The sequence below is a fragment of the Novosphingobium taihuense genome, from assembly GCF_007830315.1.
Taxonomy (GTDB): Bacteria; Pseudomonadota; Alphaproteobacteria; order Sphingomonadales; family Sphingomonadaceae; genus Novosphingobium; species Novosphingobium taihuense.
On sequence record NZ_VLKJ01000008.1, the window covers coordinates 79,659 to 95,729 of the forward strand.

A 16,071-nucleotide genomic window follows, 5' to 3' on the forward strand; every position below is an offset into this window, starting at 1 on the left:
CGCGTTAAGGAACCGCGATGTCGGCCGAGATCGATTTCTACGAACTGCTCGAAGTGGAGCGGACTGCGGACGAGAAAGTCCTTAAGTCTGCATACCGCAAACTCGCCATGAAGTTCCATCCGGACAAGAATCCGGGCTGTGCCGATAGCGAGGCCAGGTTCAAGCAGATCAACGAGGCCTATGCCTGCCTCTCCGACCCGCAGAAGCGGGCAGCCTATGACCGGTATGGGCATGCTGCATTCCAGCAAGGTGCCGGCGGCGGGCAGGGTGGCTTTGGCGGCGGGGACTTCGGCGATATCGGCGATATCTTCGAGACGATCTTCGGCGGTGCGTTCGGTGGCGGCGGACGTCAGCAGGCGCGCCGCGGCGCAGACTTGCGCTATGATCTGGAAATCACGCTCGAGGACGCGTTCCACGGCAAGGAAACCGAGATTGAGGTAGAGGTTTCGCAGAAGTGCGAACCTTGCGCCGGATCGGGTGCGACGCCCGGGACCTCGGCGCGGCGCTGCAACCTGTGCGGCGGGCACGGCAAGGTGCGGGCGCAGCAGGGCTTCTTCATGGTCGAGCGGGCTTGCCCGAACTGCCATGGCCGGGGCGAAGTGATCGAAAGCCCGTGCAAGGCGTGTCGTGGCGAAGGCCGCGTCGATGCCGAGCAGCGGCTGCAGGTGAACATCCCGGCTGGCGTCGATACCGGCACGCGCATCCGGCTTGCGGGCAAGGGTGAGGCAGGGCCTTTCGGCGCACCTCCGGGCGACCTTTACCTGTTCCTCCACATCCAGCGCCACAATGTGTTCGAGCGCGAGGGCACGACGCTGCTGACGCGCTGCCCCATCAGCTTTACCACGGCGGCGCTGGGCGGCGAGATCGAGATTCCGGGGCTGGACGGGAAAGTCCACGCCATCGAAATCCCTGCCGGCATCCAGTCGGGCAAGCAGCTGCGCAAGCGCGGGGCTGGCATGCCGGTGCTGCAGGGGCGCGGGATTGGCGATCTGGTCGTGGAAATTCACGTCGAGACGCCGACAAAGCTCTCGGCCCGTCAGAAGGAAATCCTGCGCGAGTTCCAGGCGACGGAAACAGGCGAGGAATGCCCGCAATCCAAGGGCTTCTTCGAACGCATCAAGGATGCCTGGACGGGGATTTAGTTTTCGGTATCACTGCGCCCCCGCGACGGCGGGGGCCGCAATCGTCCTCGCTGACGTTCTGTAACAACACTGAGGCCCCCGCCTGCGCGGGGGCGCATGCTGTGTTATTCGAACGCTTCAACCACCTCTGCGCGGACCCGTTCGATCAGTCCAGGCTCTGCAACCAGACGTCCCTGTTCCTCCTCCAGTATCGCCAAAAACGCATCGCGCTTGAACGCAGCGGTCACATTGCCAGGTAGCGGCTCCTCGACCGTCGAGCAGATCAGGTCGATCATGCGCTCGGCGCCGTGCAGGCGACCCCAGAGGTAGTCGTTCTCGCGATAGGCGCGGCTGAAGAAGGCGCCGAAGTTGAAGAACTCGACCCCGCGCAGGCAGGCGAAAGTGCCGCCCTTGCGGATCGAGGTGGCATCGTCTGGCGAGATGCGGTCGACCTTGACCGGATCAAACTCTCCCATGCCTTCGCCCTGCAGCAATGGCAGCGTGGCGATGTCGTAGAACGGGAAGCCGAGATAGGCGTGGAGGAAGCGGCGGCGCAGCGGCTTGTCCATGCTCTCGAGCGCGGCGACGAGCATGGCATCGACCTGCAGATCCAGCCCGACCAGATCGCGCCGCGTGGCGATGGCGTTGAGCACGGCAGCGGGATCGATGGTGGCAAGTGCGGCCGTTTCCGCAAAGCCGGGACCGAGCCCTTCGACCGTCTCGCGTCCCTGATAGAGCGCCTGTGCCCGATAGACTGCATCGCGCGCGGCTTCACGATCGGCAATGCTGACGCTTTCCCCTGCTTCCCAATCGTGGGTCAGGCGGCGGGCAAGAAGTTTGAGGCGGCGAATTCGGAAAGCCAGATCGTGGGTGCGGAAGAAGATGATGGCACTATCGGTCGCCCCGCCACCGCGCAGGGCCGACAGGCGGTCGAGACCGGCGGCAGTCAGGTGCTCCCACAGCGCAGCTTCGACCTTGGCCGCTGTCGCAGCTTCGGGCGCTGCTTCGTGGATCAGGGCGGCAAGATCCGCGACAATCCCGGCGAGCTTGGTCTGGGCATAGCCGTGGAAGGCAAAGCCTGCACGTTCGGCAGCCGCCTGCTGTGCCTTGTTGCGCCATGCAGTAAGGCGGCGCTGGTTGGGATGATCGAAAAACAGCGTGAGGCCAAACAGTCCCTCTACGGTCTGCTCGATTTCGGGGCGCAGCGCTTCAACGATTGTGCGCAGGCGCCTGCGCTGATCCGACTGGCGTTCGAGCGATTCGAGATTGTCGCGGATTGGCTGCTCGCGCGGGATTGACGAAAGAGAGCCGAAGATTGCCGAAAAAAATCCGATGGTGCGGCCGCCCTTGGGCGCGATGCGCATGTGATCGGGGCTGGGATCAACATAGACGAAGCGGCGATCCACCTCGCGGCGAGCGGGCCGGTCGCGCAATACGCTGATGGCTTGCGCGAAGGGACGGTTTACTAGCACCGCACCATCGACCAGCGCCACGGAATCGACATCGCCGCGCTTCCAATGGCTGGGCATGATGCGCTTAAGGAACTGGGCGCGACCGGGCCACTTCTGGCCACGCTCCGCAACGAGTCTGTCGATCTCGTCAATCAGCAACGGAGGGAATGCGCCGGGGAAGCTGGCGGTCGACCGGGCGGCGAGGACCAGTTCGGGGCAGGGAGCCAGATCGCGGTTGCCGATGCGGCTGGTGGCGCGGCGAAAACCGATGGACAGGCGGTGTTCGCTTTCCACAACCGTTTCCGGGCTATTGAGCCGCAATTCCTCAAGGTGGCCATTGAAGTCCGTCGCGGTGACCAGCAGGTCAATTGGATGGCCCTCGGGCAGAAGCGGATCGCCCATTGGCGTCTTTGCCATGGCATCGAGCGCATCGGCGATCATTCGCGAGAAGCCGATGCCGCTGAACGGTGGCGCAAACCAGCGCGCGCGGATCAGGCGCGACACCTTGCGGCGCACTTCCGAGCGGGTTTCGGGCGCGACGGTGCTGCTGACCACGTTGCCGGGACGCTTGAGCACGAACCACACCAGCGGCTGCGCCCAGAACTTGGCAAAGCGGCTCCAGGGCTTGGCATCGGGATCGAGCAGCACGTCGATGTCGGCGCGTTCGAGCCACATCGCAGTGAGAGGTTCGAGGCTCTGCCCAGTGGCGATGGCCTGGGCGAGGAACACACCGTTGATCCCGCCAGCGCTGGCACCAGAGATGATGTCCGGCAGCAGGCGCAGGCGCAAGTCGCGGGTGAGGGCGATTTCCTCGAACAGGCGGAGATAAACGGCCTCGACACCTTCGGAGAGCGGGCTTTCGGGGCAATGGAACGCACGGCTGGCGCGCGTTGCCCGCCACAGTTCCTTGGTCACGCCGTGCATGTAGACGGCAAGGCTGATGCCGCCGTAGCAGACAAGGGCAAGTCGCAGTTCTTTCTGCCGCATGACCGCACTTTGGCACGCAAGATTGCACACGACCAGCGTCTTTGCGGGAGCACCCTGCGAGGATGAATGGAACGTCATCTTCGTCAGGGCGTTGTTAGGCAAAATCCATTCGTGAGGACTTGTCATGGTTGAAGAACGTATCGTCGAAGTGCGGGAACCGGCTGGCACCACGCACACCCACACCACAGTCTATGAAGATCGCCCCCGCAGCGGTGGCAGCGGCTGGCTGATGGCAATCGTGTTGCTGGTTGCTCTCGTGGTTGGCGGCTACTTCTTGATGCAGATGTCTGACTCCCGCGCCAGCCGCGACAGCGCAATCGAGCGCGCTGCTGACAATGTCGGTGCTGCCGCCAAGGACATCGGCGACGCCGCAAAGGACGCTACTGACGGTAAGTGAGACAGCTCGGTTCCCGAGCAGAGAATGTAAACCCCGCCGACAGGATAAATCCTTCGGCGGGGTTTTTTATATATAAATCAGCGGCATAAGTTTAGTTGATATCTCTGCAATCATTGTCAGGGTAACCGACGCTTTACTGTTTGCGGTGTAAGGCACGAAGCCAAGGAGCCAATTCCGCGCTCCGATGGGTGCTTACACCGGACCAATGATCCGCCTGTTCAAACACTATATCCCGCATTCGGTCCTCTTGCTGGGCCTGCTGGATTTCGCCCTGCTGATCGGTGCGGGCGAGATTGGCTGGCAATTGCGAGCACACCAGATCGGCATCGATCCGGGCGTGGTACCGATGCGCGTGACCCCGCTGCTGCTTTTTGCGGTGCTGGTGCAGATGGCGATGATCGCGGTCGGCGTCTATGGCTCGGATGCGTTGCGCTCGATGCGCTATGCCACGGCGCGACTGCTGGTGGCAGTGAGCCTTGGCATCATCGCGCTCTCGGTCGTCTATTTCCTGCTGCCCGGACGCACCTTGTGGCGTTCGAACCTGTTCTACGCGATGTTCCTCGCAATGGCGTTCCTCGTCGGGATCCGGCTCTTGCTGGGCGGATTGCTGGGAACGTCGGCCTTCCGCCGTCGTGTTCTGGTGCTGGGGGCGGGCGCGCGGGCAGAGCGTCTTCGACAGTTGGGCGACAGGCCCGAGGCGGGCTTTGCCATCGTCGGCTACATCGGCATGAGCAGTGCCGCCCCCGTGGTCGTCGAGGCGATCCACCGCGATGCGATCAACAATCTCACTCGCTATGTCGAGAATCTCGGCGTGAGCGAAGTGGTTCTGGCGCTGGAGGAGCGGCGCAATGCCCTGCCGCTCAAGGATCTGCTGCGGATCAAGACCACCGGGGTCCACGTCAACGATTTCTCGACCTTCATGGAGCGCGAAACGGGGCGGGTTGACCTAGACACGGTCAACCCGAGCTGGCTGATCTTCTCGGACGGCTTTTCGTCAGGCCGCGCCTTGTCGAGCGCGGCGAAGCGCATCTTCGACATTACCGCGAGCCTGCTCCTGCTCAGCCTGACGTTGCCAGTGATCGTGCTGTTTGCGCTGCTGGTGAAGCTGGACAGCAAGGGCCCCGCGTTCTTCCGCCAGACCCGCGTCGGGCTTTTCGGCCAACCGTTTGACGTGATCAAGCTGCGCTCGATGCGTACCGATGCCGAAGTGAATGGTGCCCAGTTCGCTCAGGAGAACGATCCGCGCGTGACCCGCATCGGCCGCTTCATCCGCAAGGTGCGGATCGACGAACTGCCGCAGACCTGGAGCGTGCTCAAAGGTGAGATGAGCTTCGTCGGGCCGCGTCCTGAACGGCCGGAGTTCGTCGCCGAGCTGGAAGAGCAGTTGCCCTATTACGCCGAGCGCCACATGGTGAAGCCGGGGATCACCGGCTGGGCACAGATCAATTACCCTTATGGCGCTTCGTTGGCCGACTCCCGGCACAAGCTCGAATACGATCTCTATTACGCCAAGAACTACACGCCTTTCCTCGATCTGCTGATCCTCCTTCAGACCTTGCGCGTCGTGCTGTGGCACGAAGGCGCGCGGTAAGGCGGCCGCGATGCCAAGTCCCCTCACATGGGCAGGCTTCGGGCAGTGGACCTTTCTGGCTGCTGCCTTTGCCTTCCTGTTGCTGACTGGCTGGCGCTGGGAGCGGCGGCGGAGCGATCGCACCGGCTCTGCCCGCGCTGAAATCACGGCATTCACGCTGACTGCAGCCTGGGCGCTCATCATCGCCGGAACCGGGCATGAAACGCTTGTCGGCCAGCTGTTCGAGACCTTGCGGAGCCTTGCCTGGCTGAGCGTCGCTTTCGTCCTGTTCTCGCGCGATGGGCGGCACACCAGCGTTGCGCCGATCCGCCCGGTGCTGGCGGCGCTGGTCTTCGTGGAAATGCTGCAGCTCCTGCTGCTGATGATGAACCTGCGCTATGCCGGTAACGCGGTCGCGCAGGGAATGATCTTCCAGATCTCGGTGCTGTTCCGCCTGCTGGTGGCGACCGGCGCATTGGTGCTGGTGCACAACTTATATGCAGGCGCCATGGCGCAGCAGCGCGTGGCTCTGCGCTGGACTTGCATGGCGCTGGCGACGATCTGGGGCTACGACCTCAATCTCTACACCATCGCCTATCTGTCCCACAGCTTGCCGGTCGAACTTGAAGCGCTGCGCGGCGTTGCGCAGATCGCGGTGGCCGGCCTCCTGACCATCGGCGCGGTGCGCGGACGTTCCGCGCTGCGCTTCTCGCCTTCGCGCGCAGTGGCGTTCCAGTCGCTCTCGCTGCTGGTGATCGGGGCCTACATGATCCTGATGGTTGGCGCGGCGCAATCGCTGGCCTGGCTTGGCGGCAATGCCAGCCAGCTGGCGCAACTGGGCTTCGTGTTCGTGACCACGGTGCTGGTCGTTGCGATCCTGCCTTCGGGGCGCGTGCGTGGCTGGCTCAAGGTCATGCTGGCCAAGCACTTCTTTCAGCACCGCTACGACTATCGAGCCGAATGGCTGCGCTTTACCCGGACCATCGGCCGGGCCAGCACCAATGCGCCCTCGCTGCACGAACGCGTGGTGCAGGCCGTGGCCGACATTACCGACAGCGCGGCAGGCCTGCTTCTGACGCAGGCCGAAAGCGGCGAGATGGTACTGGCCGCGCGCTGGCAATGGCCCACTGCCGACGTTCCTGCCGAGGCAATGTCGCCCGAGAATGTTGCGTTCTTCGAGAAGCACGGCTTCATCGTTGATCTCGACGAATTGCGCGCTGGCGTCGATCACCAAGGCGAGCGCCATGCGGTGCCGCAGTGGCTCGTCGAGGAGCATTCGGCATGGGCGCTGGTGCCGCTTCTTCATTATGACCGGCTGGTCGGGCTCGTGGTGCTGGGCCGTCCGCCCGTGGCGCGCAAGCTGGACTGGGAGGACTTCGACCTGCTGCGCGTGGTGGGCATGCAGCTGGCGAGCTATCTTGCCGAACATGCCGGGCAAAGCGCGCTGCTCGAGGCGAGCCGGTTCGACGAGTTCAACCGGCGCATGGCCTTCGTCATGCACGACATCAAGAACCTTGCCAGCCAGCTGAGCCTGCTCTCGCGCAATGCCGAGAAGCATGCCGAGAACCCGGCATTCCGGGCCGACATGCTGATCACGCTGCGCAATTCCGCCGACAAGCTGAATGCGCTGCTGGCGCGCCTGTCGCGCTATGGCGGATCGGGCACCGAGCGCGTCGAGGACATCGATGCGAGCGAGGTGATCCGCACGGTGGCCGAGCGCTACAATGCGCCGGGGCTGATGCAGGTCCACGTAACGCATGACGCGCCCTGTCGCGTACTGGCGAGCCGCGAATTGCTCGAACAGGTCGTGCTTCATCTGGTGCAGAACGCGATCGACGCCAGCCCCGATGGCATGGCAGTGTTCCTCCAGGCCAATGTCGACGGCCTCTACGGCTCGATCGAGGTGATCGATACCGGTTGCGGGATGAGCGCGGAGTTCATCCGCAATCGCCTTTTCAAGCCGTTCGTGTCGACCAAGCCTGGGGGCTTCGGAATTGGCGCGTTCGAGGCGCGCGAGATGGTCCGTTCGATGCGCGGCAAGCTTGAAGTCGAGAGTCGCGAGGGGCTGGGCAGCCGGTTTACCGTGCGCCTGCCGCTGGCAGCGGCCCAGGGACTGATTGAATCCATCCAGGGAGACAGCGACTCCCCGGGCAAGAAGGTGGCATGATGAGCGAGTTGAAACCCGGCCAGCGGCCCGTGCTGTTGATCGTCGAGGACGATCCCGGCCTGCAGGCGCAGCTCAAATGGGCCTACGAGGACTTCGAGGTCGTGATCGCCGGAGACCGCGCGAGCGCGCTGACGTTGCTGCGCTCGGAGGAACCGGCGGTGGTCACGCTTGACCTTGGCCTGCCGCCTGATCCCGACGGCACGACCGAGGGCTTTGCCGTACTCGACGAGATCATGGCGCTGCGACCGCAGACCAAGGTGATCGTCGCCAGCGGCCACGGTGCGCGCGAGTCTGCGCTCAAGGCAATCGAGAAGGGCGCGTACGACTTCTACCAGAAGCCGGTAGACATCGATGCGCTCGGCCTGATCGTGCGCCGCGCGCTGCATCTGGCGCAGATCGAGGCGGAGAACCGATCGCTCGCCACGCGCGCTTCTTCGGACAACAAGGTGCTCGGCCGGATGATTACGGCAGCGCCCGAGATGATCAAGGTCGCACGCACGATCGAGCGCGTGGCCAACACAAATGTCTCGGTCATGCTGCTCGGCGCGAGCGGGACCGGCAAGGAACTGCTCGCGCGTGGCCTGCACGATTGCTCGAGCCGTGCACACGGGTCGTTCGTGGCGATAAACTGCGCCGCGATCCCCGAGAACCTGCTGGAAAGCGAGCTGTTCGGGCACGAAAAGGGCGCGTTTACCGGCGCGGTCAAGACCACCGAGGGCAAGATCGAACTGGCCAGCGGCGGAACGCTGTTCCTCGATGAGGTGGGCGACATTCCGCTGCAACTGCAGGTCAAGCTGCTGCGCTTCCTGCAGGAGCGCACGATCGAACGCATCGGCGGACGCCGCTCAATCGAGGTCGACACGCGCATCGTCTGTGCCACGCACCAGAACCTCGAGGCGATGATCTCGGACGGACGGTTCCGAGAGGACCTCTACTACCGTCTCGCCGAAATCGTCGTGAAGATCCCCGGGCTGGCCGAGCGTCCTGGTGATGCGACGCTGCTCGCCAAGACCTTCCTCATGCGCTTTGCCAAGGAAATGAACCCCTCGGTCAAGGGCTTTGCGCCCGATGCTCTGGCCGCTATCGATGGCTGGAACTGGCCGGGGAACGTGCGCGAGCTCGAGAACCGGGTGAAGCGCGCGGTGATCATGGCCGATGGCAAGCTGGTCAGCGCTGCCGACCTTGATCTGCCCGGCAATAATGCCGAGGAAAGCTCGCCGCTCAACCTCAAGACTGCGCGCGAGGTGACCGACCGCAAGGTAATCCGCCATGCGCTGGCCCGCAGCGAGGGCAATATCTCCAGCACGGCCCGCCTGCTCGGCATCAGCAGGCCCACGCTCTATGATCTGCTCAAGCAATACGATCTCCATAACTAGGCTCGTCGCCACGGCGCTGGCCGTGTTGGCACTTGGCGGCCCGGTGCGCGGCGACGTGCCGGGCGACCTGCTGGCCAAGGCACAGGCGGCGTTGTCCAAGCGCGATGGCATTGCTGCCGAGGCCCCGTTGCGAGCGGCGATGCGGCAAGGCGCTTCGGCAGACGACGTGCGGGTGGAACTGGGCGAGGCGCTGCTGCTGCAGGGTGACCGGCGTGAAGCGCGCAAGGTGCTCTACGGTGGTGATTTTCGTTCGGACAGCGCAGCCCACGGATGGCAGTTGCGTGGGCGGATCGAACTGATTGATGGGCAGCTTGCGGCGGCAGGACAGGCATTCGACCAGTCCTTCCGCCTTTCGCCGAACAACGCCTCGCTCTGGGTCGACATTGCCCGCCTGCGCTTCAGTGGCGGCGAGCAGGCGCAGGCCATCGAGGCGGCCGAACGTGCGGTGAAGCTTGATCCCAAAGACCCGCGCGCGCTCGAACTGCGCGGTTTGCTCGTGCGCGAGCAGTTCGGCCTGCAGGCCGCGCTGCCGTGGTTCGAGGCTGGCCTGCGCGTCGCTCCCGAAGATGCAGGCCTGCTGGGTGAGTATGCCGCGACACTGGGCGACATGGGGCAGTATCGCGCCATGCTGGTTGTCTGCCGCAAGCTTGCCAAGGTCGATCCTGGCAACGTGCGGGCGCTCTACCTTCAGGCAGTGCTGGCGGCGCGGGCGGGGCAGACCAACCTTGCCCGCAAGATCCTGCTCCAGACGGGTACCGCACTGCGCGACATGCCTGCCGCGATGCTTCTCAATGGCATTCTCGAATATCGCGCAGGCAACGCAAACCTTGCTGTGGGTCACTTCGACCGGCTGCTGCGCATCCAGCCCGACAATCTTCAGGCGCGGATGCTGATGGTTCGCGCACTGGAACGGCAGGCGCTGCATGCGCAAGCGGCAGACATTGCCGACGCCTGGGCGAAGCAGGCTTTTGCGCCGCCATATCTGCTGACGCTTGCAGGCGATGCGCACGCAGGCCTGAAGCAGAAGGCCGAAGCCGGGGCATATCTCCAGCGCGCCCAGATTGTCGGCATGCGCAATCCTGTCCCCATCGCGCCGGGCCAGCCGCTGGCGGTACTGGCGCTGGCCTATGGCGATGCACCGAATTTTGCCGCCAATGCCGTGCCTTACATTCGCGGATTGATCGCGGCGGGAGAGGCCGGGCAGGCTGTTGCCGTCGCTGACCGGCTGCGGCTTGCGAATCCTGGTGCTGCCGAAGCGTGGCTGCTGGCAGGCGATGCAAGGCTGATGGCGGGCGATCGGCTTGGCGCGCTGGATCAGTATGGCCGCGCAGCATTGATCCGTTTCAACCTGCCGACGTTGCAGCGAATCGACAACGTCCTGCGGCTTGTCGGGAAGAGCGCAGAAGCCAATTCCGTCGTCGCCCGTTATTTGCGCCAGAATCCGGGGAATCCACAGGGCCTCAAGCTGCTGGCCTCCGGACGTGCCTTTCTAGGCGACGTCGACGGGGCGCGACGCATCGAAGCGGTGCTGGCGGCGCGGGCCCTGCGCAATCCGACATGAACTCGTCTCTCGACACACCGCCACGCTCCGCTTAATCGGGATTCAACCGAACGATTAAATTGCGGAGGATATGATGGCAGGTGCGCTCGAAGGGCTGACCGTACTCGAATTTGCCGGGATCGGTCCCGGACCATTCGCCTGCATGATGCTGGCCGATCATGGCGCGCGAGTGATCCGCATCGACCGTCCGGTCAAGGGTGACCGCGTCGGTGACAGCGGCAACCGCGACATCCTCAACCGTAATCGCGAACGCATTGAACTCGACCTCAAGGATCCGGCTGCCATATCGAAGATTCGCGAACTGGTGAAGGATGCGGATGCCATCGTTGAAGGCTATCGCCCCGGGGTGATGGAGCGCCTCGGCCTTGGGCCGGACGTGCTGCTCGCCGACAATCCAAGGCTCGTCTATGGGCGCATGACGGGATGGGGTCAGGACGGCCCGATGGCACCACTCGCCGGCCATGACATCAACTACATTGCCCTTGCAGGCGCACTGCACAGCTTCGGGCAAGCTGGTGGCAAGCCGCAGTTCCCGGTCAATCTCGTAGGCGATTTTGGCGGGGGCGGGATGCTCATGGCGTTCGGCGTTATGTCGGCGGTGTTCTCGGCGCAGCGCACCGGGAAGGGCCAGGTCGTCGATTGCGCGATGGTAGATGGTGCGGCGATCCTCTCGGCTATGACCTATACATTCCTCGGCAACGGTAGCTGGAGGGACGAACGCGGCGTGAACCTGCTTGATGGCGGCGCACACTTTTACGACACGTACGAGACCAGCGACGGCAAATACGTCTCGATCGGCTCGATCGAACCGCAGTTCTATGCACTGCTGCTTGATAAGACCGGCCTCACGGACGATCCCGCCTTTGCCCCTCAGATGGACCCGGGCGTCTGGCCCCAACTCAAGGAGCGGCTGACCGCGCTGTTCCTCACGAAGACGCGTGACGAATGGTGCGCGATCATGGACGGCACGGACATCTGCTTCGCGCCTGTGCTCAGCCTCCGCGAGGCGCCGAAGCATCCGCATAACGTCGAGCGTGGCACATTCGTCGAGGACGACGGGATGGTCATGCCCGCGCCAGCGCCGCGCTTCCTCGGTACTCCCGCGCCGAGGCCGTCACTGGCGCCGCGCGGCTGAGGCTCAATCGGCGCGGACGGCAGCGTCCAGTTCCGCGTCGGGATACTTGCGCTTGTGGCGGATCGACCACCACAGCGACAGACCGATGAGCGCCGCGCCGATCAGGCCGGTGACTGTCTCGGGGATGTGGAACTTTGCCGAAAGCAGCATGATCGCGGCAAGGGCAATGATTGCCCAGAACGCGCCATGCTCGAGATAGCGGTATTCGGACAGCGTGCCCTTCTGCACCAGCATGATCGTCATCGAACGCACGAACATCGCGCCGATCGACAGGCCGAGTGCGATGATCACCATGTTGTTCGACAGGGCAAATGCGCCAATTACGCCGTCAAAGCTGAACGAGGCGTCGAGCACGTTAAGGTAAAGGAACCCGCCAAGGCCCGAACGAACGACCAGCCCGGCCGCCTTCTGTGCCTCGTCACGCATCTCGAGAATCGTGCCGAGTGCTTCCACGCCGATGAAGGTGACAAGCCCCAGAACGCCCGCGACGAGGAAGGTCATGCCTTCATCCTCGGGCAGGAGGAAGGTCATGCCGTAGAGCGCCAGCAGAAGAAGCGCGATCTCGGCGGCCTTGATGTTCGAGACGACGGCAAGCTTCTCTTCGATCCATTTGATCCAGTGGACCTCCTTCTCGCCATCGAAGAAGAACGACAGGCCGACCATGGCGAGGAACGCTCCGCCGAACCCGGCAATGCCAACGTGCGCGCTGCTGACGATTTCCTCGTAGCGCTTCGGATCGTTGAGCGAGAGCTTCATCGCTTCGACCGGGCCAAGCCCCGCCGCAATCGCCACGATGGCCAGAGGGAATACGATGCGCATTCCGAACACGGCGATGACCATGCCCCACGTAAGGAAGCGCTGCTGCCAGACGCCATCCATGTCTTCGAGCACGGCGGCGTTGACCACCGCGTTGTCAAACGAGAGCGAGACTTCGAGGATCGAGAGCACGAACACGATCCACACCAGCGACATCGTGCCGCTCGCCGTGCCCGTCTGCATCCAGCCATAGGCAACGGCCATGGCAAGGCAGGCCAGCGTGAAAAGGATCGAACCCTTGTAGAAGCGGAGCAAACGGAATTCCCCTGTTGTGCAATCTGGCCCGTTACTTGGGCTGGTAGGTCTGTTCAATACCGGGGAACGCACGAGAACGCACTTCGTCCGCATATCGCGCAGCGGCACCCGAAATAGTCTCTGCGATGTTCTCGTAGATCTTCACGAAGCGCGGCACCCGCTCGAACATGCCAAGCATGTCCTCGGTCACCAGCACCTGTCCGTCGCACTGTGCGGACGCGCCGATGCCGATGGTCGGGCAGGGCACGGCCTGTGTGATGGCAATGGCGATGGGTTCGACCACGCCCTCGATCACGATGGCAAAGGCTCCGGCATCGGCCAGAGCCTTTGCATCGCCGACGATCTTGGCGGCTTCGGCCTCGCTGCGCCCCCGCGCGTTGTAGCCGCCGAGCACGTTGACCGCCTGAGGTGTCAGGCCGACATGGCCCATCACCGGAATGCCTCGTGCGGTGAGGAATGCCACAGTTTCGGCCATGGCTTCGCCGCCTTCAAGCTTCACCGCCGCACAGCCGGTTTCCTTGAGCAAACGCGAGGCGCTTTCGAAGGCAGCCTGTGGGGAAGCTTCATAGGAGCCAAACGGCATGTCGACCACGACGGCCGCATGGTAGGACCCGCGCACCACTGCCGCGCCATGGGCCGCCATCATGTCGAGCGTGACAGGCACCGAAGAGGGCAGGCCGTAGATTACTTGCCCCAGTGAATCCCCCACGAGCAGGAGGTCGCAATGGGCGTCGAGCAACTGGGCCTGTCGCGCGGTATAGGCGGTGAGCATGACCACCGGCTGCGTCGTCACGCCGTCCTTCTTGCGCTGGCGGATCGCAGGGATCGTCAGCCGCTTCATCGGCGCGGGCGTGGGGTTGGCGCGGCTGGTTGCGGTGTCGAGCTGGAAGGTCGTGGACATCGTTGCGCATCCTTTGAGGCGGGCAGTCGCTTCTACTTGCTTGTCGAAAACCCGCAAGGTCACCCGATCCTCGGCGCAGCTTTGATGCAAGTCTGGGGAAAAATGGCTTGCGCGGAAGGCTGTTCCCGCTAGCTTCGCCGCCATTACCTGGTTTCCGGCGCAACCGTTTCGGTTTCAGCTGCCGGTCCAAGGCGGGAGAAATTCATGTTCGGTCGCGTCAAACCGCTCGACGCCATTCTTGCTACTGCAGAAAAGAAATCACTGCATCGCTCGCTGGGCGCCTTCCAGCTTACCATGCTCGGCGTCGGTGCCGTCATCGGTACCGGTATCTTCGTGCTCACGGCCGAGGCCGCGCAGAAGGCCGGTCCAGGCATGATGATCAGCTTCATCATTGCCGGATTCGTCTGCGCCGTAGCGGCACTGTGTTACGCCGAAATGGCGTCGATGGTGCCGGTTTCGGGCTCTGCCTACACCTACAGCTACGCCGTGATGGGCGAACTGATCGCGTGGATGGTCGGCTGGGCGCTCATTCTTGAGTATGCCGTGGCGGCAGGGGCGGTCAGCGTCGGCTGGTCGGGCTATGTCGTCGGCCTGATCGAGAACGCCTTCCACATAGATATACCCGACCTTCTGGTCCGCGGGCCCTATGATGGCGGCGTGGTGAACCTGCCAGCGATGCTGATCGCCGGGCTCGTCACCTGGCTGCTGGTCATCGGCACCAAGGAAAGCGCCTCGGTCAACGCGGTGCTGGTGGCGATCAAGGTTTCGGCGCTCACCCTGTTCATCATCCTTGCCGTACCGGTGATGAAGATGGAGAACTTCGAGCCCTTCGCACCGCTCGGCTTTGGCGGGATTGGCGCGGCTGCGGCCTCGATCTTCTTCGCCTACGTGGGCTTCGACGCGGTCTCGACCGCGGCTGAGGAGACGAAGAACCCGCAACGAAACATGCCGATCGGCCTGATCGGCAGCCTTGCGATCTGCACCGTGTTCTACCTGCTTGTGGCGGCTGGTGTGATCGGTTCGGTCGGCGCGCAGCCGGTGCTCGATGCCAATGGCCTCGGCATGGAGCCGGGGAGCCGTGAACTCGCGGCCCAGTGCCTTGCCATGGGCGATCAGGCGGTCGTCTGCTCGAAGGAAGCGTTGGCCTGGACGCTGCGTGAAATCGGTTGGCCCAAGATCGGCAACCTGATCGGCCTTGCCGCCGGTCTTGCCCTGCCATCGGTCATCCTGATGATGATGTTCGGCCAGACCCGCATCTTCTTCGTGATGAGCCGTGACGGCCTTCTGCCGGCGTCATTCTCGAAGATCCACCCTCGCTACAACACGCCTCACGTGATCACGATCCTTACCGGCATCTTCGTGGCGCTGTTCGCGGCGTTCTTCCCGGTCGGCCTGCTGGCGAACATCTCCAACTCGGGCACGCTGTTCGCCTTCGCCGCCGTGTCCATCGCGGTGTTGGTGATCCGCCGTCGTGAACCGGGCCGTCATCGCCCCTTCCGCACCCCGGCGATCTACCTGACATCGCCGCTGGCGTTCGCAGGTTGCCTCTACCTGTTCTACAAGCTCGACGTGAAGAGCCAGATGCTGTTCGTGGCTTGGGCCGCTGTCGGTCTGGTGGTCTATTATGCCTACAGCCGTAGCCGCAGCCATGTTGGTCGCGGTCTGGTCGAGGTGCATGAGGCTGACGCCGACGCACCCCCACAGCCGGTGCCGCCGATCAACTGATCGGACGCAGCGCGCAAAGAACAAGGGCCGCTCCTTTCGGGGCGGCCCTTTTTGTTGGTTGGCTACAGCACCGGCTCACAGCTTGGTGTCGGTGTAGCCACCCTTCACGTCGTTGGTCACGTCCATGCCCAGTGCCATCTTGGCTGTACCGATGATACCCAGTTCACCTGCCCAGATCGAAGCATCACCCAGATTCATGCGAAGGAACAGCAGATTGGGTGCATCCTTGCCGCCCGGAAACCATGCTTCCACGAAGTTGTTCCAGTGCGCATCCAGCACGGCGCGGTCGGTTTCCTCGACCAGCACGCCATGGAAGCGGGCGAAGACGTCATGTCCCTTGGATGAAAACGTGGCTGTGGCACCGCCCATCTTGGCAAAGCGATTGTCGCGGCTGGTGAAGAACCAGATGGCGCTGTTGGCATCCTTGTCGAGTTGCGCCGTCATCGGGGCTGCCGAATCCGGGTCGTCATCCAGCTGGAGCATGACGTAGGGCGACGAGGACATCGCCTTCCAGAATTTTTCGCGCAGCTCTTCGGGGTTGCCCTTATCATACTTCATGTCTGGAATGTCCTTTTCGTGTCGGCAGTTGCCCTATGAACGGGACGCGGC

The 16,071-nt window shown here is 63.5% G+C and carries 12 protein-coding genes; 8 read left to right on the top strand and 4 right to left on the bottom strand.

Going from position 1 to position 16,071, the window contains the following annotated elements; translation table 11 throughout:
- Positions 1-17: 17 nt before the first annotated feature.
- Positions 18-1,142 (top strand): molecular chaperone DnaJ, encoded by a 1,125-nt coding sequence (gene dnaJ, locus IQ25_RS15595; protein WP_144907204.1) that lies wholly within the window; start codon positions 18-20, stop codon positions 1,140-1,142.
- Between the two features lie 104 nt (positions 1,143-1,246).
- On the opposite strand, the gene IQ25_RS15600 is transcribed toward dnaJ, so the two are convergent.
- Positions 1,247-3,559 (bottom strand): patatin-like protein, encoded by a 2,313-nt coding sequence (locus tag IQ25_RS15600; RefSeq protein WP_144907205.1) that lies wholly within the window; start codon positions 3,557-3,559, stop codon positions 1,247-1,249.
- A gap of 124 nt (positions 3,560-3,683) precedes the next feature.
- Here IQ25_RS15600 and IQ25_RS15605 point away from each other — a divergent pair, with 124 nt between their 5' ends.
- The 6 genes from IQ25_RS15605 (at position 3,684) to IQ25_RS15630 (ending at position 11,765) form a co-directional block, all read left to right on the top strand.
- Complete coding sequence (locus IQ25_RS15605) at positions 3,684-3,956, top strand: hypothetical protein (RefSeq protein WP_144907206.1); 273 nt, start codon at positions 3,684-3,686, stop codon at positions 3,954-3,956.
- A 205-nt stretch (positions 3,957-4,161) separates the two neighbouring features.
- Positions 4,162-5,547, top strand: a complete 1,386-nt coding sequence (locus IQ25_RS15610; protein ID WP_144907268.1) for a TIGR03013 family XrtA/PEP-CTERM system glycosyltransferase — start codon at positions 4,162-4,164, stop codon at positions 5,545-5,547.
- A gap of 10 nt (positions 5,548-5,557) precedes the next feature.
- Positions 5,558-7,693, top strand: coding sequence for an XrtA/PEP-CTERM system histidine kinase PrsK (prsK, locus tag IQ25_RS15615; RefSeq protein WP_144907207.1), 2,136 nt, complete (start codon positions 5,558-5,560; stop codon positions 7,691-7,693).
- On the top strand, positions 7,693-9,069 hold the full coding sequence (gene prsR / locus IQ25_RS15620) for a PEP-CTERM-box response regulator transcription factor (protein ID WP_144907208.1): 1,377 nt from the start codon (positions 7,693-7,695) through the stop codon (positions 9,067-9,069). The genes prsK and prsR overlap by 1 nt, the downstream gene beginning before the upstream one ends.
- The gene (locus IQ25_RS15625) at positions 9,035-10,630 is read left to right on the top strand and encodes a tetratricopeptide repeat protein (RefSeq protein ID WP_158637763.1); all 1,596 of its coding nucleotides are present in this window, start codon (positions 9,035-9,037) and stop codon (positions 10,628-10,630) included. Before prsR ends, IQ25_RS15625 begins: the two co-directional genes overlap by 35 nt.
- A 73-nt stretch (positions 10,631-10,703) precedes the next feature.
- Positions 10,704-11,765, top strand: a complete 1,062-nt coding sequence (locus IQ25_RS15630; protein ID WP_144907210.1) for a CaiB/BaiF CoA transferase family protein — start codon at positions 10,704-10,706, stop codon at positions 11,763-11,765.
- 3 nt (positions 11,766-11,768) lie between these two features.
- Here the strand turns inward: IQ25_RS15630 and IQ25_RS15635 are convergent, their stop codons facing one another.
- The gene (locus IQ25_RS15635; protein WP_144907211.1) at positions 11,769-12,836 is read right to left on the bottom strand and encodes a DUF475 domain-containing protein; all 1,068 of its coding nucleotides are present in this window, start codon (positions 12,834-12,836) and stop codon (positions 11,769-11,771) included.
- 31 nt (positions 12,837-12,867) lie between these two features.
- Positions 12,868-13,737, bottom strand: a complete 870-nt coding sequence (gene panB / locus IQ25_RS15640; RefSeq protein WP_144907212.1) for a 3-methyl-2-oxobutanoate hydroxymethyltransferase — start codon at positions 13,735-13,737, stop codon at positions 12,868-12,870.
- A gap of 204 nt (positions 13,738-13,941) precedes the next feature.
- Here panB and IQ25_RS15645 point away from each other — a divergent pair, with 204 nt between their 5' ends.
- A complete protein-coding gene (locus tag IQ25_RS15645; protein WP_144907213.1) occupies positions 13,942-15,462 on the top strand; it encodes an amino acid permease in 1,521 nt (506 codons plus the stop codon).
- Between the two features lie 75 nt (positions 15,463-15,537).
- On the opposite strand, the gene IQ25_RS15650 is transcribed toward IQ25_RS15645, so the two are convergent.
- Positions 15,538-16,020: a pyridoxamine 5'-phosphate oxidase family protein gene (locus tag IQ25_RS15650; RefSeq protein ID WP_144907214.1), complete on the bottom strand. Its 483-nt coding sequence runs from the start codon at positions 16,018-16,020 to the stop codon at positions 15,538-15,540.
- Positions 16,021-16,071 lie beyond the last annotated feature (51 nt).